Origin of the sequence: Pantoea sp. KPR_PJ, from assembly GCF_041386365.1 — a bacterium.
Lineage (GTDB): Bacteria > Pseudomonadota > Gammaproteobacteria > Enterobacterales > Enterobacteriaceae > Pantoea.
The window spans coordinates 69,767-84,716 of sequence record NZ_JABMIK010000012.1 but is presented as its reverse complement, the minus strand read 5'-3'; the positions used below and the strand labels follow the sequence as shown (position 1 = coordinate 84,716).

Annotated in this window: 17 protein-coding genes; 10 read left to right on the top strand and 7 right to left on the bottom strand. The window is 56.7% G+C overall.

Annotated elements, in window-relative coordinates; translation table 11 throughout:
• The first annotated feature begins 64 nt into the window (after positions 1 to 64).
• Both rlmB and HP564_RS19385 read left to right on the top strand, forming a co-directional pair.
• The gene (gene rlmB, locus HP564_RS19390) at positions 65 to 799 is read left to right on the top strand and encodes a 23S rRNA (guanosine(2251)-2'-O)-methyltransferase RlmB (RefSeq protein ID WP_371245467.1); all 735 of its coding nucleotides are present in this window, start codon (positions 65 to 67) and stop codon (positions 797 to 799) included.
• Positions 800 to 885: 86 nt separating this feature from the next.
• The gene (locus HP564_RS19385) at positions 886 to 2,514 is read left to right on the top strand and encodes an isovaleryl-CoA dehydrogenase (protein ID WP_371245466.1); all 1,629 of its coding nucleotides are present in this window, start codon (positions 886 to 888) and stop codon (positions 2,512 to 2,514) included.
• Here the strand turns inward: HP564_RS19385 and bsmA are convergent.
• Complete coding sequence (bsmA, locus tag HP564_RS19380) at positions 2,488 to 2,814, bottom strand: biofilm peroxide resistance protein BsmA (RefSeq protein ID WP_371245465.1); 327 nt, start codon at positions 2,812 to 2,814, stop codon at positions 2,488 to 2,490. The genes HP564_RS19385 and bsmA overlap by 27 nt on opposite strands.
• Positions 2,815 to 2,871: 57 nt before the next feature.
• The gene (locus HP564_RS19375) at positions 2,872 to 4,803 is read right to left on the bottom strand and encodes a methyl-accepting chemotaxis protein (protein WP_371245464.1); all 1,932 of its coding nucleotides are present in this window, start codon (positions 4,801 to 4,803) and stop codon (positions 2,872 to 2,874) included.
• 157 nt (positions 4,804 to 4,960) lie between these two features.
• Between HP564_RS19375 and yjfP the strand changes: the two genes are divergently transcribed.
• The gene (gene yjfP / locus HP564_RS19370; protein ID WP_371245463.1) at positions 4,961 to 5,710 is read left to right on the top strand and encodes an esterase; all 750 of its coding nucleotides are present in this window, start codon (positions 4,961 to 4,963) and stop codon (positions 5,708 to 5,710) included.
• A gap of 45 nt (positions 5,711 to 5,755) precedes the next feature.
• Here the strand turns inward: yjfP and HP564_RS19365 are convergent, their stop codons facing one another.
• Positions 5,756 to 5,959, bottom strand: coding sequence for a hypothetical protein (locus HP564_RS19365; RefSeq protein ID WP_371245462.1), 204 nt, complete (start codon positions 5,957 to 5,959; stop codon positions 5,756 to 5,758).
• Between the two features lie 371 nt (positions 5,960 to 6,330).
• Here HP564_RS19365 and rpsF point away from each other — a divergent pair, with 371 nt between their 5' ends.
• From rpsF to rplI, 4 genes are read left to right on the top strand one after another with little or no spacing between them, the layout of a single operon-like run.
• Positions 6,331 to 6,726: a 30S ribosomal protein S6 gene (gene rpsF / locus HP564_RS19360; protein WP_371245461.1), complete on the top strand. Its 396-nt coding sequence runs from the start codon at positions 6,331 to 6,333 to the stop codon at positions 6,724 to 6,726.
• Between the two features lie 6 nt (positions 6,727 to 6,732).
• Positions 6,733 to 7,050 (top strand): primosomal replication protein N, encoded by a 318-nt coding sequence (gene priB / locus HP564_RS19355; protein WP_371245460.1) that lies wholly within the window; start codon positions 6,733 to 6,735, stop codon positions 7,048 to 7,050.
• A gap of 4 nt (positions 7,051 to 7,054) precedes the next feature.
• Positions 7,055 to 7,282, top strand: coding sequence for a 30S ribosomal protein S18 (rpsR, locus tag HP564_RS19350; protein WP_000135199.1), 228 nt, complete (start codon positions 7,055 to 7,057; stop codon positions 7,280 to 7,282).
• A gap of 39 nt (positions 7,283 to 7,321) precedes the next feature.
• Positions 7,322 to 7,771: a 50S ribosomal protein L9 gene (rplI, locus tag HP564_RS19345; RefSeq protein ID WP_123802483.1), complete on the top strand. Its 450-nt coding sequence runs from the start codon at positions 7,322 to 7,324 to the stop codon at positions 7,769 to 7,771.
• Positions 7,772 to 7,858: 87 nt separating this feature from the next.
• Here rplI and HP564_RS19340 read toward each other — a convergent pair whose 3' ends face one another.
• Complete coding sequence (locus tag HP564_RS19340) at positions 7,859 to 8,533, bottom strand: OapA family protein (protein WP_371245459.1); 675 nt, start codon at positions 8,531 to 8,533, stop codon at positions 7,859 to 7,861.
• A gap of 218 nt (positions 8,534 to 8,751) precedes the next feature.
• On the opposite strand from HP564_RS19340, the gene fklB reads away from it, so the two are divergent.
• Positions 8,752 to 9,372, top strand: coding sequence for an FKBP-type peptidyl-prolyl cis-trans isomerase (gene fklB / locus HP564_RS19335; protein ID WP_371245458.1), 621 nt, complete (start codon positions 8,752 to 8,754; stop codon positions 9,370 to 9,372).
• Positions 9,373 to 9,426: 54 nt separating this feature from the next.
• Here the strand turns inward: fklB and HP564_RS19330 are convergent, their stop codons facing one another.
• Positions 9,427 to 11,367, bottom strand: a complete 1,941-nt coding sequence (locus tag HP564_RS19330; protein ID WP_371245457.1) for a bifunctional 2',3'-cyclic-nucleotide 2'-phosphodiesterase/3'-nucleotidase — start codon at positions 11,365 to 11,367, stop codon at positions 9,427 to 9,429.
• A gap of 270 nt (positions 11,368 to 11,637) precedes the next feature.
• On the opposite strand from HP564_RS19330, the gene cysQ reads away from it, so the two are divergent.
• On the top strand, positions 11,638 to 12,378 hold the full coding sequence (cysQ, locus tag HP564_RS19325) for a 3'(2'),5'-bisphosphate nucleotidase CysQ (protein ID WP_371245456.1): 741 nt from the start codon (positions 11,638 to 11,640) through the stop codon (positions 12,376 to 12,378).
• A gap of 33 nt (positions 12,379 to 12,411) precedes the next feature.
• Here cysQ and HP564_RS19320 read toward each other — a convergent pair whose 3' ends face one another.
• Entirely contained in the window at positions 12,412 to 12,966 is a 555-nt protein-coding gene (locus tag HP564_RS19320; RefSeq protein WP_371245455.1) for a YtfJ family protein, read from the bottom strand.
• Positions 12,967 to 13,281: 315 nt separating this feature from the next.
• On the opposite strand from HP564_RS19320, the gene HP564_RS19315 reads away from it, so the two are divergent.
• Complete coding sequence (locus HP564_RS19315; protein WP_371245454.1) at positions 13,282 to 13,488, top strand: DUF1107 domain-containing protein; 207 nt, start codon at positions 13,282 to 13,284, stop codon at positions 13,486 to 13,488.
• Between the two features lie 33 nt (positions 13,489 to 13,521).
• Here the strand turns inward: HP564_RS19315 and HP564_RS19310 are convergent, their stop codons facing one another.
• A complete protein-coding gene (locus tag HP564_RS19310; protein WP_371245453.1) occupies positions 13,522 to 14,850 on the bottom strand; it encodes a hemolysin family protein in 1,329 nt (442 codons plus the stop codon).
• Between the last annotated feature and the right edge of the window lie 100 nt (positions 14,851 to 14,950).

Sequence of the window (14,950 nt, the reverse complement as noted above, 5' to 3'; positions counted from 1 at the left end):
GGACGCTTTCTGCCGCGCAGAAAGCGTCCGCTGAAGTCCATTCAATTCCTAACTGAGCAGATCGATGAGCGAAATTATTTTTGGTATCCATGCCGTACAGGCCCTGCTGGAGCGCGATCCCCAGCGTTTCCAGGAAGTCTTTATCCTCAAGGGCCGCGACGATCGTCGCCTGCAGCCGTTGGTGGCGGCGCTGGAAGCTCAGGGTATCGTTATCCAGCTGGCGAACCGCCAGTGGCTCGACGGCCAGGTTGAAGGCGGTGTGCATCAGGGAATTGTGGCGCGCATCAAGCCCGGCCGTCAGTATCAGGAGGGCGATCTGCCGGATCTGCTGCAAAGTCTGGAAAAACCGCTACTGCTGGTGCTGGATGGCGTAACCGATCCGCACAACCTCGGGGCCTGTTTGCGCAGTGCCGATGCGGCAGGCGTGCATGCGGTAATCGTGCCGAAAGACCGTTCAGCCTCGCTCAACGCTACGGCAAAAAAAGTGGCCAGCGGCGCGGCAGAGAATGTGCCGCTGATCCGCGTCACTAACCTGGCGCGCACCCTGCGTCTGCTCCAGGAATACAACATCTGGGTGGTGGGCACAGCAGGGGAAGCGGATCATACGCTTTACCAGAGCAAAATGACCGGGCCGATGGCGCTGGTGATGGGTGCCGAAGGTGAAGGTATGCGTCGTCTGACGCGTGAACACTGCGATGAGCTGATCAGTATTCCGATGGCAGGCAGTGTCTCTTCGCTGAACGTCTCTGTTGCTACCGGCGTCTGTCTGTTTGAAGCGGTGCGCCAGCGCGGGGCGTGATCGCTGCCGCAAAATGTTCCCAGTGCCAGGCATAACTGCGCGCCGCTCTCCCATACTTAGCGGGACATGCATCGCGAGGAGTGGTTATGACCTGGACAACCCACACCGTTTTTAATCAGCCGCAGCCTCTCAGCAACAGCAATCTCTTTCTTTCCGACACACCGCTGTGTGAAGCGCTGGCGCGTGAAGGCGCGGAATGGGATCGCGAATGGCTGGCGTCCGTTGGCGCACAGCTTGGCGGCGCAGAGTCGCTGGAGCTGGGCCGACTGGCTAATAGCGCACCGCCGGAGTTGTTGCGCTATGACGCGCGCGGCGTCCGCATCGACGATCTGCGTTTTCATCCCGCCTGGCACCTGCTCATGCAGGGCGTCTGTGCCAGCCGCCTGCACAACCTGAGCTGGCAGCCCGACGTGCGCGAGCGCGCGATGGTGGCGCGTGCCGCACGCTTTATTCTTCATGCGCAGGTAGAGGCCGGGACCCTGTGTCCCGTCACTATGACGCACGCTGCCGTCCCGCTACTCCAGCGCTGGTTGCCTGACGCTTTTAGCGGCTGGCACGAGCCGCTGCTTAGCGATCGCTATGACACCCACATGCTGCCGGGCAATCAGAAGCGCGGTTTGCTGATCGGCATGGGAATGACAGAAAAGCAGGGCGGCAGCGATGTCACTCTTAACACCACGCGCGCCGAGCCGCTGGCGGATCGCGCACCCGGTTCGCTCTGGCGCATTACCGGTCATAAATGGTTTTTTTCCGTGCCGCAGAGCGATGCTCATCTGATCCTCGCCCAGAGTGATAAAGGGCTGAGCTGCTTTTTTCTGCCGCGCCTGCTGCCAGACGGCACACGCAATGCGGTTCGCCTCGAACGGCTGAAAGAGAAGCTGGGTAACCGCTCCAACGCCAGCAGCGAGGCGGAGTTTCAGGACGCCACTGGCTGGCTATTGGGGGAGGAGGGCGACGGCCTGCGGCTGATACTCAGGATGGGGGGGATGACCCGCTTCGACTGTGCGCTTGGCAGCCACGGTCAGATGCGGCGTGCCTTTTCCGTGGCGCTTTATCATGCGCACCAGCGCCAGGTCATGGGCAAAAACCTGCTCGATCAGCCGCTGATGCGCCAGGTACTGGCGGCACAGGCGCTTCAGCTGGAGGGCCAGACAGCGCTGCTGATGCGGCTGGCGCGCGCCTGGTCACAGCCCTCGCAGCCGCAGGAGGCGCTCTTTGCCCGGTTGTTCACGCCTGCGGCGAAATATGTTATCTGCAAGGCTGGAATGCCCTTTGTTGCCGAAGCGATGGAGGTACTGGGCGGCATAGGCTACTGCGAAGAGAGTGAGCTGCCGCGTCTCTATCGCGATATGCCGGTCAACAGCATCTGGGAGGGAGCGGGCAACGTGATGTGCCTGGATGTCCTGCGGGTGTCAGGCAAGCAGGCTGGCATCGCTGAGATGCTGCATCAGGAGTTTGAGGCGGTGAAGGGCAGTAACCGCTATTTTGACGCGGCGTGGCGGCAGCTAACGCTGCGTATAAAGCGTTTACAGGAGAGCCAGGCGCGGGAGATTAGCCTGCGACTGGTGTTGCTGGCGACGGGCGCACAGCTGCTGAAATATGCTGAGCCACCGCTGGCGGATGCATGGTGCCAGCAATGGCTCGACAGCCGGGGTGTTCGCCCACTGGATGGTGCCGTGGCCGATCGCTTACTGATGCGCGCCAGCGGTGGGTGAGGCGCCGTAGAGGATCGCCGTACCGTACCAGAATCCCGGCATTACCGTTTCGTCCAGCATAATCACCTGATAGTAGACCGCGCCGCGCTGATTCGCTTCGGCTGCCAGCGCACGCTGCGCGTCATCAGGGGAACCGCGCACCTGGGCGCTGATGCTGCCAAGCCGTGGCAGTCCGGCGCTTTGTGCCCGGTTAATTTCCTGCGCCTGATGGGCGGGCGCGGGCGGCGGTTGCGGCGTGGTTTTCAACGCGGAACAGCCGCTTAACAGCAGCGCCAGTGTCAGCAGGTAAGCGTAGCGCATAAGGTTCTCTCCAGAGGGGCGGTGAGATTAAGTGTAAGTCACCGTCCCATAAGAGCGTCAGGATTTCAGGTGAAATACGCTAACAAGCTGAGTCAGATAGTGGCCTTTGTGACTCAGGTTCTGCGCGGAGGCATCGGCCTGCGCCACCAGCTCGCTGTTTTCGTGCGTCGCCTGGCTGATCTGGTTCATCGCCAGATTGACCTGACCAATACCCGCCGCCTGCTGCTGTGCGGCAACGTTGATTTCATCCATCAGCGTCTGCACCTGCTCAATGTGCGACACAATATCGGTCATGGCGTTATGGGTCTGCTGCGACAGCTGGTGGCCTTCGGAAACGTTGCGAATTGAGGTGGCAATCAGGCCATCAATCTCTTTTGCCGCCTGTGCGCTGCGCTGCGCCAGCGCGCGGACTTCCGCTGCAACCACCGCAAAACCGCGGCCGTGTTCACCAGCACGTGCTGCTTCTACCGCCGCATTGAGCGCCAGGATATTGGTCTGGAAGGCGATAGATTCGATCACATGCGTGATATCAGCAATGCTCCTGGAAGAGACCTGAATGGCTGACATCGTGCTGACCGAGCGGCTCACCGTTTCGTTACCGTGGTTCACCAGACCGCTTGCCTCTGCCACCAGCGTCATCGCCTGGCGCAGGTGATCGGCGGTATGTTCAATCGTCGCGCCAAACTGCTCCATGCTTGCGGAGGTCTCTTCGACGCTGCTTGCCTGGCGGCTAATCTGTTCGCTGATGTTCAGGCTGCTGGCGGCAATAGTATCAGTACCGTCGCTGATCTCCTGCGCAGCAACGCGCACCTGGCCGACAATTTTTTCCAGCCCGTCGCCGATGCCGTTGATGGCGACGATCAGCTGGCCAACCTCATCATGGCGCTGGGTCTCCAGATGGACACGCAGGTTGCCAGCGGCATATTGCTCAGCCAGATGGATAACCTGCTGCAGCGGTCGGGTAATGGCACTCCGGCTGTAGAGCACAAAGCCCAGCGCAAAGATCACCACCAGCACCAGTCCGGTGAGCATAAACAGGTTACGGCTGTGAGTGATCGGGGCAAGCAGGCTGTCCCGGCTGACTTCGCCCACGACAATCCAGTCCCAGCCGGGCAGCTGCTGCCAGGCGAGCATATTGCTTTCGCCATTCAGCTTAATTTCCCGGATCCCCTGCGGCTGACTCAGCAGCGCCTGCTGCACGCCGCTATCCCAGTCTGGCAGTTTGCCTTCGCGGTGGCGATCGAACAGATACTGGCCCTGCGTCGTGCCTGGCGCGCCGTTCAGGACAAAGAAATGACCGCTGTCGCCTAACTTGCGGGCCAGCACTTTGTCGCGCATCAGTGCGTACTGCTTATCAATTTGCACGCCCACAAACAGAATGCCGACTACCGCGCCGCTGTCGTCTTTGACGGGCTGATACTGCGTGATATAGCGATGACCAAACAGCGTGGCCAGTCCGCGATAGATGTTACCGTGGCTGACGCTTTTCCATGCTGCGCTGCTGCGATCGAGCCGCGTGCCAATGGCGCGGCTGCCATCTTCCTTCTTTAGCGAGGTAGAGATACGATAAAAATCATCACCGTCACGCACAAAAACGGTAGAGACCGCGCCAGTGCGCTGTAAAAAGTCGTCGACGGCCACTTCATCGAGGTTTAGGGTTTTGAGGCCAGCACGCAGCGTCGGCGTAGCGATCTCGCCTACCTGAATGCGTGAGCTATCGTCGCGACTAAAGCGCTGCGGCAGAAAGCTGGCGAACAGCTGCGTGTAGCTGTTGACCTCGTCGGTCAGGGTAGCGTTAAACATGCTTGCCATTTCGCTGATGCCCTGCACCTGATTGTGCATGTCATCAATGGCCAGGCTTTCCAGCTGACGGGCTGCATTATGGCTTTGGGTCAGGGTCAGGACGAACAGCAGCAGCGCGACGCTGAGAGACGTCAGTACAGACAGCTTAACTCCAAGACTCGTGCGGCTGAGAGAGAGACGCTTCATAAAATACCTTTGGATCGGGTTTAATGGAGATACGATTAACGGCATCGGCAACAAAAGGTTTACTGCCTGATTAGGCAGTAAAATTTTTGAGGGCATTTACCGCTGGCGGCGGGGCGGCCCTGAATGCAGCGGAGTTAACCTTTCAGGCGGAGCAAGCATGATTGAACTCAATACGGAAAGGCTGGCGGGCATAGAGGTGCTGCATGCCGCGCCTGCTGGTCAGCGACACGCACCGCTGCCAACGGTGCTGCTTTATCATGGTTTCACCTCATCAAAAGAGGTGTACGCTTATCTGGCCGTCGCGCTGGCGCAGGCGGGATTTCGGGCGATCATGCCAGATGCCGATCTGCACGGTGCGCGCGACAACGGCGACGGTGCGCTGCGACTCACGCGTTTCTGGCAGATTTTGCAGCGCAATATCGATGAGCTGCCACAGCTGGAGGCTGCGCTGCGTGCGGCGAATCTGATTGATAACGAACGCTTTGCCGTGGCGGGTGCATCGCTGGGCGGCATGACCGCACTGGGCGCGATGGTGCGCTATCCACACATTGGTAGCGTCGCCTGCCTGATGGGATCAGGCTATTTTATGCAGCTCAGCCAGTCGCTGTTTCCGCCGCTGCTCGTGCATTCACCTGCGGAGCAGGCACAGTGTGATCGGCTGCTGGCTCCGCTGGCCGCTTACGATCCCAGTCAAAGGCTGGCGCTGCTGGCAAACCGGCCGCTGCTGCTCTGGCATGGCGAAGCTGATGAGGTCGTCCCTTTCAGCGAGACGGCGCGGCTGGTTGCTGCTCTGCAGGCGGGCGATCGGGCGCAGCAGATGACCTTTTATGCTGAGGCGGGGACAGGCCATAAAATTACGCCTTTCGCACTGCGCGCGCTGGTGGACTTTTTCAGACAGCATCTCTGAGCAGAACAGGCTGGCAGCTAGCCGTCAGCCTGTTTCCTGCGTAGATCACCACTGATTTGACAATCGCTCCGTCGTGCCGGCAGGGCTGGCGTGCGTATTGCCTGGCGCGTCCAGTCGATTGACATAGACATAGCCTGAAGCCGCTTTGCTGCTGTTACTTCTCATCTGCTGCGCACAGTCAGTCTGGCTGGCAAGGGCGGGTGGAGACAGGAAGAGACCCAGTAAAGTGGCGATGACGAACGTTTTCATGCTCGACTCCTCACTGACGGGAACACACTCTTTAACGCCGTGGCATAACCCACCGCGTCATGATTAAGTTTAGTGCGCTGCGTCACCGATGCCAGACGGCAATGCTGAACATCTTTGTCAAAAAAAGGAAGGTGTTTGGCTCAACTCATTGAAATTATGGCATTAGCACAAAAGGCCGCTTAAATTGCCATTTAATCAAATGTGCGCTTGAGTTTAGCGCGCTACGTCAGTATGATTACGCGTCAATTTTTCAGCTGCATTCAGGGGCGCGTTGCATTCGCAGAATGTTTCACGACCTATAACGTTCCTTGCTTCCGTGGGCCGCAGCTGACCCTGACAGGAGGCTGAATAATCCGTAAGGAGCAATTTCGATGCGTCATTACGAAATCGTATTTATGGTCCATCCTGACCAGAGCGAACAGGTTCCGGGCATGATCGAGCGTTACACTGGTGCTATCACTGGTGCACAGGGCACGATCCACCGTCTGGAAGACTGGGGCCGCCGTCAGCTGGCTTACCCGATCAACAAACTGCACAAAGCTCACTATGTTCTGATGAACGTAGAAGCACCGCAGGAAGCGATCGACGAGCTGGAAACGAACTTCCGCTTCAACGACGCCGTTATCCGCAGCATGGTTATGCGCGTTAAGCACGCGGTTACCGAAGCCTCTCCGATGGTTAAAGCGAAAGACGAGCGTCGTGAGCGCCGCGAAGACTTCGCTAACGAAACCTCTGACGAGTCAGATGCTGGGGATTCTGAAGAGTAATCATTCGTGACGGCCAATCGACTGCGCCTGTCTGGCACCGTGTGCAAGACGCCGGTTCGAAAAGTGAGCCCGTCAGGAATTCCTCACTGCCAGTTCGTGCTTGAGCACCGCTCAGTGCAGGAAGAAGCCGGTTTTCACCGGCAAGCCTGGTGCAGAATGCCTGTGATTATCAGCGGCATACTCCATCAGGAGATTACTCAACATATAACGGTCGGCACGCAGCTCACCCTTGAAGGCTTCATTAGCTGCCATCAGGCACGAAATGGGCAAAGTAAGATGGTGTTGCATGCCGAGCAGATTGAATTGATAGATTCTGGAGACTAGCCAAATGGCACGTTATTTCCGTCGTCGCAAGTTCTGCCGTTTCACCGCGGAAGGCGTTCAAGAGATCGATTATAAAGATATCGCAACGCTGAAAAACTACATCACTGAAAGCGGCAAGATCGTACCGAGCCGCATCACTGGTACTCGCGCTAAATACCAGCGTCAGCTGGCTCGTGCTATCAAGCGCGCGCGTTACCTGTCTCTGCTGCCGTACACTGATCGTCATCAGTAATCGGCAACTGTCCATTAACGACTTTAAGAGGATAAGGTAATGCAAGTTATTCTGCTTGATAAAGTAGCAAACCTGGGCAGCCTGGGTGATCAGGTCAACGTTAAAGCGGGCTACGCGCGCAACTTCCTGGTACCGCAGGGTAAAGCTGTTCCTGCTACCAAGAAAAACGTTGAATTTTTCGAAGCTCGTCGCGCTGAACTGGAAGCTAAACTGGCTGACGTTCTGGCTGCTGCCAACGCACGCGCTGAGAAAATCAATGCACTGGGTTCAGTGACCATCGCCTCTAAATCAGGCGACGAAGGTAAACTGTTCGGTTCTATCGGTACTCGCGACATCGCTGACGCTGTTACTGCAGCTGGCGTTGACGTGGCTAAGAGCGAAGTTCGCCTGCCGAACGGCGTTCTGCGCACCACCGGTGAACACGAAGTTGACTTCCAGGTTCACAGCGAAGTTTTCGCTAAACTGGTTGTGAATGTCGTTGCTGAGTAATCTTACTCGGTAATGCGAAAAAGCCGGCCTTGTGCCGGCTTTTTTGTTTTTGTCGCTGGCCGATGCCAGAAGAATTCGCGCCGCCTGTTACTGCGCACGAATAAAGGTGCCATCCGGCTGGCGCGTAAACAGCACCGGGCCGTTAGCGCCGTCAACGGTCAATCCCGTCACCACGCCTTGCGCACTCTGACGAATTTTAACCTGTTGCCCACTCTGTAACGCGCTGAGCGGCTGATCGCTTCCTTCCACGCGCGCCATTGCAAATACGTCGCCCACCGGCAGGTTATTGTCGCGAAACAGCTGCGCCAGCGTCTGGCCTGATGCAATCGTGTAGATGCGCCATTCACCCTGCGAATCCGCCTTTGGCGGCTGTGTGTTTTGCTGGGGCGCGTTCTGGTCGTAGATTTCCGCCTGAATCGGTACCTCTTTCTCGCCGCTCTGCGTCTGCGGCCGCTCTACCGGATATTGTGGCGAACTAGAGGGCCATAAAAATGCCAGCAGCATAACCAGCAGGGCGATGACGATGCCGCGTCGGTGTGCAGGCGGCAGCGGACCCATCCAGCGCACATCATCGGTAAAATGCCAGACTTTACTAAGCCAGGCGGGTAAGCGGGAAGGCACATCTGAAGCCATTCGTGAATCCTCCTCAGCGCCAGCGGCGTGCGGCGGTTTTACGGCCCGCCAGGCGAAGCGTTGGCGCAATGTGCGCAACAGTGTTTGCGGTGCGCGCGTCCTGCGACGTCGTGGGGCAATTCGTCCCATGTATCTTCTCTTCTTTTAGTACCCAGACAAAGGTTGCCCTCTGCCACGGTTATAGTATGGGCAATACAGACACGGTGTGCCTGTCAGCCTTTAGAAATATGACCTGCGTATTGTTTCTGTTTCGCCCGCAAAAGTCATCTCTGCCGCGTGGGATTTTACGCCAGCGGCGCGCGCTGTTATGCTGCCGGTTCAAATTAGCAAAAGAGACAGGTATCAAGATGACGACCCCTTCATTCGACAGCGTCGAATCACAAGCAAGCTACGGAATCGGTTTACAGGTTGGCCAGCAGTTGCTGGAGTCCGGTCTGCAGGGACTTCAGCCAGAAGCGCTGCTCGCGGGCCTGCGCGACGCGCTGGAAGGGAACTCACCGGCCGTGCCGGTTGACGTCGTGCATCGTGCACTGCGTGAAGTACATGAACGTGCCGAAGGTGTGCGTCGCGAACGCGTGCAGGCGATGGCTGCGGAAGGCCAGCAGTTCCTGGCGGAAAACGCGCAGCGTGAAGGCGTGAGCAGCACCGAGTCTGGCCTGCAGTTCCGCGTCATCAAGCAGGGCGATGGCCCAATCCCGTCACGTCAGGATCGCGTACGCGTGCACTATACCGGTAAGCTGATTGACGGCACGGTATTCGACAGCTCAGTGGCACGTGGCGAACCGGCTGAATTCCCGGTGACAGGCGTGATCGCTGGCTGGATCGAAGCGCTGACGCTGATGCCGGTTGGCTCGAAGTGGGAACTGACCATTCCGCATAACCTTGCCTATGGCGATCGTGGTGCAGGCGCATCCATCCCGCCGTTCAGCACCCTGATCTTTGAAGTGGAGCTACTGGAGATTCTGTAATCTCAGCCTGCTTCTGCTAAAGCCAGCCCGGTGAGGCTGGCTTTTTTATGCCCGCTACTTCTGCAAATTGAGCTTCCACACCGCAAATCCGATCGCATCATTACCTTGCGGCTCTACTGGATACTGGGCATGGCTGCGGATAAAGGCGGTGGCCCTGTCGCCTGGTGCGGTCTCAAAGCGGATGTCGAGTGGCGTGGCGCTGTTAATCGGTGCCAGCCGCCAGTTGTTGTCCGCCTGCGGCTGTACCTCACCGTGCGCTTTGGTCTCGGCGCTGATATAGGCCGCGACCACCGCACGGTTCTCATCAGGAGCGGCAAAAGCGATGTACTTATCCCCTGTGCCCGCAAACTTACCGCCGTAGGCACGATAATTATTCGTGGCAACAAGGAAAGTCGCCCTGGGATCGACAGGTTTACCCTGCCACGTCAGATTCTTGATGCGTGAGGCGCGGGCGTTAATCAGCTGGCATTCACTGTCATAGCGTGCGGGCTGGGTTACGTCGATTTGATAATTTACGCCGTCGATCACGTCAAAGTTGTAGGTACGGAAATCCCAGTTGATCAGCGGCTGCACGCCGCTACGCTGCGGGTCAATGTGGTTAAACTGTCCGGCTGAGCACTCCAGCCACTCTTTCACCTGTGCACCACTGATCTTCATCACCACCAGCGTATTAGGGTAGAGATAGAGATCTGCCGCATTGCGGAATGTCAGATCCCCTTTTTCTACTTCGGTATAGCTGGCGGGATCGTTCTTGCGCCCGCCCGCTTTGAACGGAGCGGCGGCGGAGAGCACCGGTAAGCGGCCAAGATCGGGATCGCCCTGAATAAAGTGCTCTACATAGGCGCGCTGGGCGTTATTCACGATCTGCACGGTGGGATCGTCCTGCACCAGTGACAGGTAGCTGTACATCTCTGCTGCGGATTTACCGATCGGTTTGGCCACAAACTCGCGCGTTGCGCGGTGGTCATCTGCCAGCACTTTCACCAGCGCCGCATCTTCCGCCGCCAGCGATTTTTTCTGTGCCACATCGTAGATCGGACGTGCCTCTGCTTTACGATCGCTGACCTGCCAGCGCCCCTGCTGCTGATTCAGAACCAGATCCACTACGCCGAGGTGATCGCCCCACATGCCCGGCATCACCGCCGCCACGCCGTTCAGCGTCCCTTTTTCACTATCTACTCCGCTGATCGCCGCGAACTCTTTGGCCGGAAAGACCGCATGCGCGTGGCCGAAGAGAATGGCGTCGATGCCTTCGACCTGACTGAGATAGTAAACCGAGTTCTCTGCCATGGCGTGGTAGGGCTCGCTGCTCAGGCCTGAATGGGGAATGGCGACGATCACATCTGCACCCTGCGCGCGCATCTGCGGCACATAGCGGCGTGCGGTTTCGGTAATGTCATCGACGCGCACCTTGCCCTGTAAATTGGCTTTGTCCCACACCATAATCTGCGGCGGTGCAAAACCGATAAAACCGACCTTTAGCTTCTGCGGTTGGCCGTCACGATCGGTGACGTCGAGGGTCTTGATCAGGTAAGGCGTAAACATCGGCTGGCCGGTTTTCAGGTCAATGATATTGGCATTGATATAGGGAAAGCGCGCGCCCGCCAGCGCCTTGCGCAGGTAGGGCAGGCCATAGTTAAACTCGTGGTTACCGAGATTGCCAACGCTGTAGTCCAGCGTATTAAGCGCCTTATAGACGGGATGGATCTCGCCCGACTGCAGACCTTTTGCCGCCATATAGTCACCAAGCGGGCTCCCCTGGATAATGTCACCATTATCTATCAGTACGCTGTTTTTTACCTCCTGACGCGCGGCATGAATCAGCGATGCGGTGCGCACCAGCCCAAATTTTTCAGTGGGCTTATCTTTGTAGTAATCGAAATCCATCATGTTGCTGTGCAAATCGGTGGTTTCCAGCAAACGTAAATCAACGGTAGCGGCGTGCAGGGCCGTAGAAAGACTCAACGCCAGAACAGTGAGAGTGGGCTTAAACATGCGTCATCCTGCTGCAAAAAAGGTAAGTCTCTCAAAATAATGTAAAAGAATGATGATGTGTCAGAGGATTACGTGATGGGTTTAACATTTTACGTTGCGAAATGGCTGAAAACAGCGCGGCATAGCGGCAGGGCGCAATCTATGATATTGATATTATTAAAATATTGAGGGTTTACCGTCTGGCAGGTCGGGCGGAGGCGCAGTAGCTGCTAAAATTTAACCAGGTGGCGCATGGCTATCCGTGCAGTCGCCACCGATAAGGAGGTAACGATGTTAGAGCAAATTTGCCAGCTGGCGCGCGAAGCGGGCAACGCAATCATGCTGATTTATGAAAAGGAAACGCCGGTAGACGTTTCCCGCAAATCGGACGACTCTCCGGTTACGGCGGCCGATCTCGCTGCGCACGATATTATTCTGCAGGGGCTAAAGCAGCTGACGCCAGAGGTGCCCGTGCTGTCGGAAGAAGATCCCCCTTCCTGGAGCGAACGCCAGCAGTGGCAGCGCTACTGGCTGGTTGATCCGCTCGACGGCACCAAAGAGTTCATCAAACGCAACGGCGAGTTTACCGTCAATATCGCGCTGATTGATCAGGGCAAGCCGATCCTGGGCGTGGTCTATGCGCCTGCACTCGGTGTGCTCTATTCGGCTGCGGAGGGGAAAGCCTGGAAAGAAGAGGGCGGGAACAGAACGCAGATCCATGCGCAGGAGGCACGGCCGCCGCTGGTGGTGGTCAGCCGCTCGCACGCTGATGACGAGCTGAAAGAGTACCTGAAACAGCTTGGCGAGCACCAGACCGTGGCGATCGGTTCATCGCTAAAATTCTGCCTGGTGGCGGAGGGGAAGGCCCAGCTCTATCCACGCTTTGGGCCTACCAACATCTGGGATACGGGCGCGGGGCATGCTGTTGCCATCGCCGCAGGCGCGCACGTACATGACTGGAAGGGCAAAACGCTGGACTATGCGCCGCGTGAATCCTTCCTGAACCCGGGTTTCCGCGTGTCGCTGTTCTAATCGATGCGGGAGGCGGCGGCCTCCCGTTTGATTTCACTCTTTCAGCAGCATCCGCACCAGACCAATAACCTGTGTCACCTCATCCTGCGTCAACGCGCCATCTTTCACGAAACGCACGCGTCCGTTTTTATCCAGCACCACAATGGCCGATCCGGCGTTCTCCAGCTGCCAGGCATGCTTCACATTGCCTTTGCTGTCGACGACAAATTGCGACCAGGGATACTGTTTCTTATTACTTTCAATGCTGCTGCGCACAAACATGCCGGTGCCGGGAATGGCATCATCGGTGTTGACGATAGTGGTGGTCTGATAGCGATCGTGCGGAAAGCGCGCGGCCTTGATCGCTTCAATCACCGCGGCATTCTTCTCCTTTGCCGAGGAACGTCCCGCAATGTGCTGGATCACGCGGACTTTGCCCGCCAGCTGCGCGCTGTTCCAGGCCTTATAGTGGAAATCATCCTGCTGATAAACGAGTTCGCCTTTGTCATTAATGCCAACCGCAGGAACGCGCGCGTCCTGTTTCAGGTTATGAGCAAAAACGACGCCAGGCAGCAGCACCAGCGCAAACAAAAAGGGGGCCAGTCGCATTGTCTCTCTCCTCAGTGATCCGACCAGTTGGTCATTTTTTTGCAATAGTAAGCATGGATGATGCGCCTGTCTCGTTAAGGTGTCAGGATTGTTATTCATGCCACAATTTATTAACAAGTTTGGATTTATACTGCGTTGGTACGATGCGATAACAGAGTATTCTGTAATGTTGTGTCAACTCAGTAAAAAAGTTCAGTTACCGGAACATTAATTACGCCAGGTGTTCTATAGTTTACCCACACTTTGCGCTTCATGGGCTCGTACCGAATTTGGCAACGGCGAAGCGTACTTATCCCTGTAAAGGAGTCAGTTTGTATGAAGATTTTTCAGCGTTATAACCCACTGCAGATAGCGAAATATGTCAAAACGCTGTTCAGAGGACGGATGTATATCAAGGATGTAGGCGCGTTTGAGTTCGACAAAGGTAAAGTGTTGATTCCACGCGTGAAGGACAAACAGCACCTGAGTGTGATGTCCGAAATTAACCGTCAGGTTCTGCGCCTTCAGGCAGAGTTCAACTGACAAAAAAGGGCGCCGCTGGCGCCCTCTGAATTTTTACTCATCCACTTCCGCAGATTTTGCCACGTTCAGCACCGGCGGACGGTCGTCAATTCGCGTCACCAGCAGCTGATCGATGCGATAACTGTCAATATCGACCACTTCGAACTTATAGCCCGCAAACTTAACGAAATCGGTACGTTTTGGGATTTTGCGCAGCATGTACATCATGAAACCGCCAATGGTTTCATAGTTGCCTGACTGCGGGAACTCATCGATATCGAGCACGCGCATGACGTCGTCAATTGGCGTGCCGCCTTCTACCAGCCAGGAGTTCTCGTCACGGGCGACAATTTGCTCTTCCAGCCCCTGACCGACCAGATCGCCCATCAGCGTCGTCATCACGTCGTTGAGGGTAATAATCCCCACCACCAGCGCATACTCGTTCATGATGACCGCGAAATCTTCACCTGCGGTTTTAAAGCTTTCCAGCGCTTCTGACAGCGTCAGCGTATCCGGGACAATGAGCGCCGAACGAATCTGCACGCCGCTGTTGAGCGCCATGCTCTGATTGCCCAGCACGCGCAGCAACAGCTCTTTAGAATCGACATAGCCGACGATATGGTCGATATCGCCATCGCACACCAGAAACTTAGAGTGCGGATGCTGGGCAATTTTGCCCTTGAGAGTGGTTTCATCTTCGCGCAGATCAAACCAGATTACGTTTTCGCGGGAGGTCATGGAAGAGGGAACGGTACGGGACTCCAGCTCAAACACATTTTCGATCAGCTCGTGCTCCTGCTTGCGCAATACGCCTGCCAGCGCGCCCGCTTCCACCACCGCATAGATATCATCAGAGGTGATGTCATCTTTACGCACCATTGGCAGCTTAAATACGCGGAAAAAAACGTTCGCCAGGCCATTGAACAGCCACACCAGCGGGCTGAACACCAGCAGGCAGAAACGCATTGGGTTGATGATACGCAGCGCAATCACTTCCGGCGCAATCATGCCGACGCGCTTTGGCGTCAGATCGGCGAACAGGATAAAGAAGCTGGTTACGATAATGAACGAGCAGATAAAGCTGAGCTGGTCAGCGAGTGCCGGTTCCATAAAGCGGCTAAACAAACTGCTGAAGGCGGGGGAGAAGGCGGCGTCGCCGACAATACCACCGAGGATAGCGACCGCATTCAGGCCAATCTGCACCACGGTAAAGAAGGTGCCGGGCGTTTCCTGCATCTTCAGCACGCGCTGCGCGTTAATATTGCCCTCATCGGCAAGCAGTTTTAGTTTAATCTTGCGGGCGGCCGCCAGCGAGATTTCTGACAAAGAAAAAAAGGCGCTGATCACGATCAGCAGTAAGATGACAAGTAAGCTATCTAACATAGGTTTTCCAAAGGGTTATCCACTTGTCATTTTTGGCCTGGGCAGCGCACGGAAAGTGCGTACCTCTTGTACTCACCTCTCAGTCTGGGCTATCCGTGCC

Coding starts and splice junctions, on each gene's coding strand:
- fklB (WP_371245458.1), top strand. CDS start 8,752: ATGACGACCCCTTCATTCGACAGCGTCGAATCACAAGCAAGCTACGGA.
- HP564_RS19310 (WP_371245453.1), bottom strand. CDS start 14,850: ATGTTAGATAGCTTACTTGTCATCTTACTGCTGATCGTGATCAGCGCC.
- HP564_RS19365 (WP_371245462.1), bottom strand. CDS start 5,959: ATGAAAACGTTCGTCATCGCCACTTTACTGGGTCTCTTCCTGTCTCCA.
- yjfP (WP_371245463.1), top strand. CDS start 4,961: ATGATTGAACTCAATACGGAAAGGCTGGCGGGCATAGAGGTGCTGCAT.
- HP564_RS19315 (WP_371245454.1), top strand. CDS start 13,282: ATGAAGATTTTTCAGCGTTATAACCCACTGCAGATAGCGAAATATGTC.
- rplI (WP_123802483.1), top strand. CDS start 7,322: ATGCAAGTTATTCTGCTTGATAAAGTAGCAAACCTGGGCAGCCTGGGT.
- HP564_RS19330 (WP_371245457.1), bottom strand. CDS start 11,367: ATGTTTAAGCCCACTCTCACTGTTCTGGCGTTGAGTCTTTCTACGGCC.
- rlmB (WP_371245467.1), top strand. CDS start 65: ATGAGCGAAATTATTTTTGGTATCCATGCCGTACAGGCCCTGCTGGAG.
- rpsR (WP_000135199.1), top strand. CDS start 7,055: ATGGCACGTTATTTCCGTCGTCGCAAGTTCTGCCGTTTCACCGCGGAA.
- HP564_RS19320 (WP_371245455.1), bottom strand. CDS start 12,966: ATGCGACTGGCCCCCTTTTTGTTTGCGCTGGTGCTGCTGCCTGGCGTC.
- HP564_RS19385 (WP_371245466.1), top strand. CDS start 886: ATGACCTGGACAACCCACACCGTTTTTAATCAGCCGCAGCCTCTCAGC.
- HP564_RS19340 (WP_371245459.1), bottom strand. CDS start 8,533: ATGGGACGAATTGCCCCACGACGTCGCAGGACGCGCGCACCGCAAACA.
- cysQ (WP_371245456.1), top strand. CDS start 11,638: ATGTTAGAGCAAATTTGCCAGCTGGCGCGCGAAGCGGGCAACGCAATC.
- HP564_RS19375 (WP_371245464.1), bottom strand. CDS start 4,803: ATGAAGCGTCTCTCTCTCAGCCGCACGAGTCTTGGAGTTAAGCTGTCT.
- bsmA (WP_371245465.1), bottom strand. CDS start 2,814: ATGCGCTACGCTTACCTGCTGACACTGGCGCTGCTGTTAAGCGGCTGT.
- rpsF (WP_371245461.1), top strand. CDS start 6,331: ATGCGTCATTACGAAATCGTATTTATGGTCCATCCTGACCAGAGCGAA.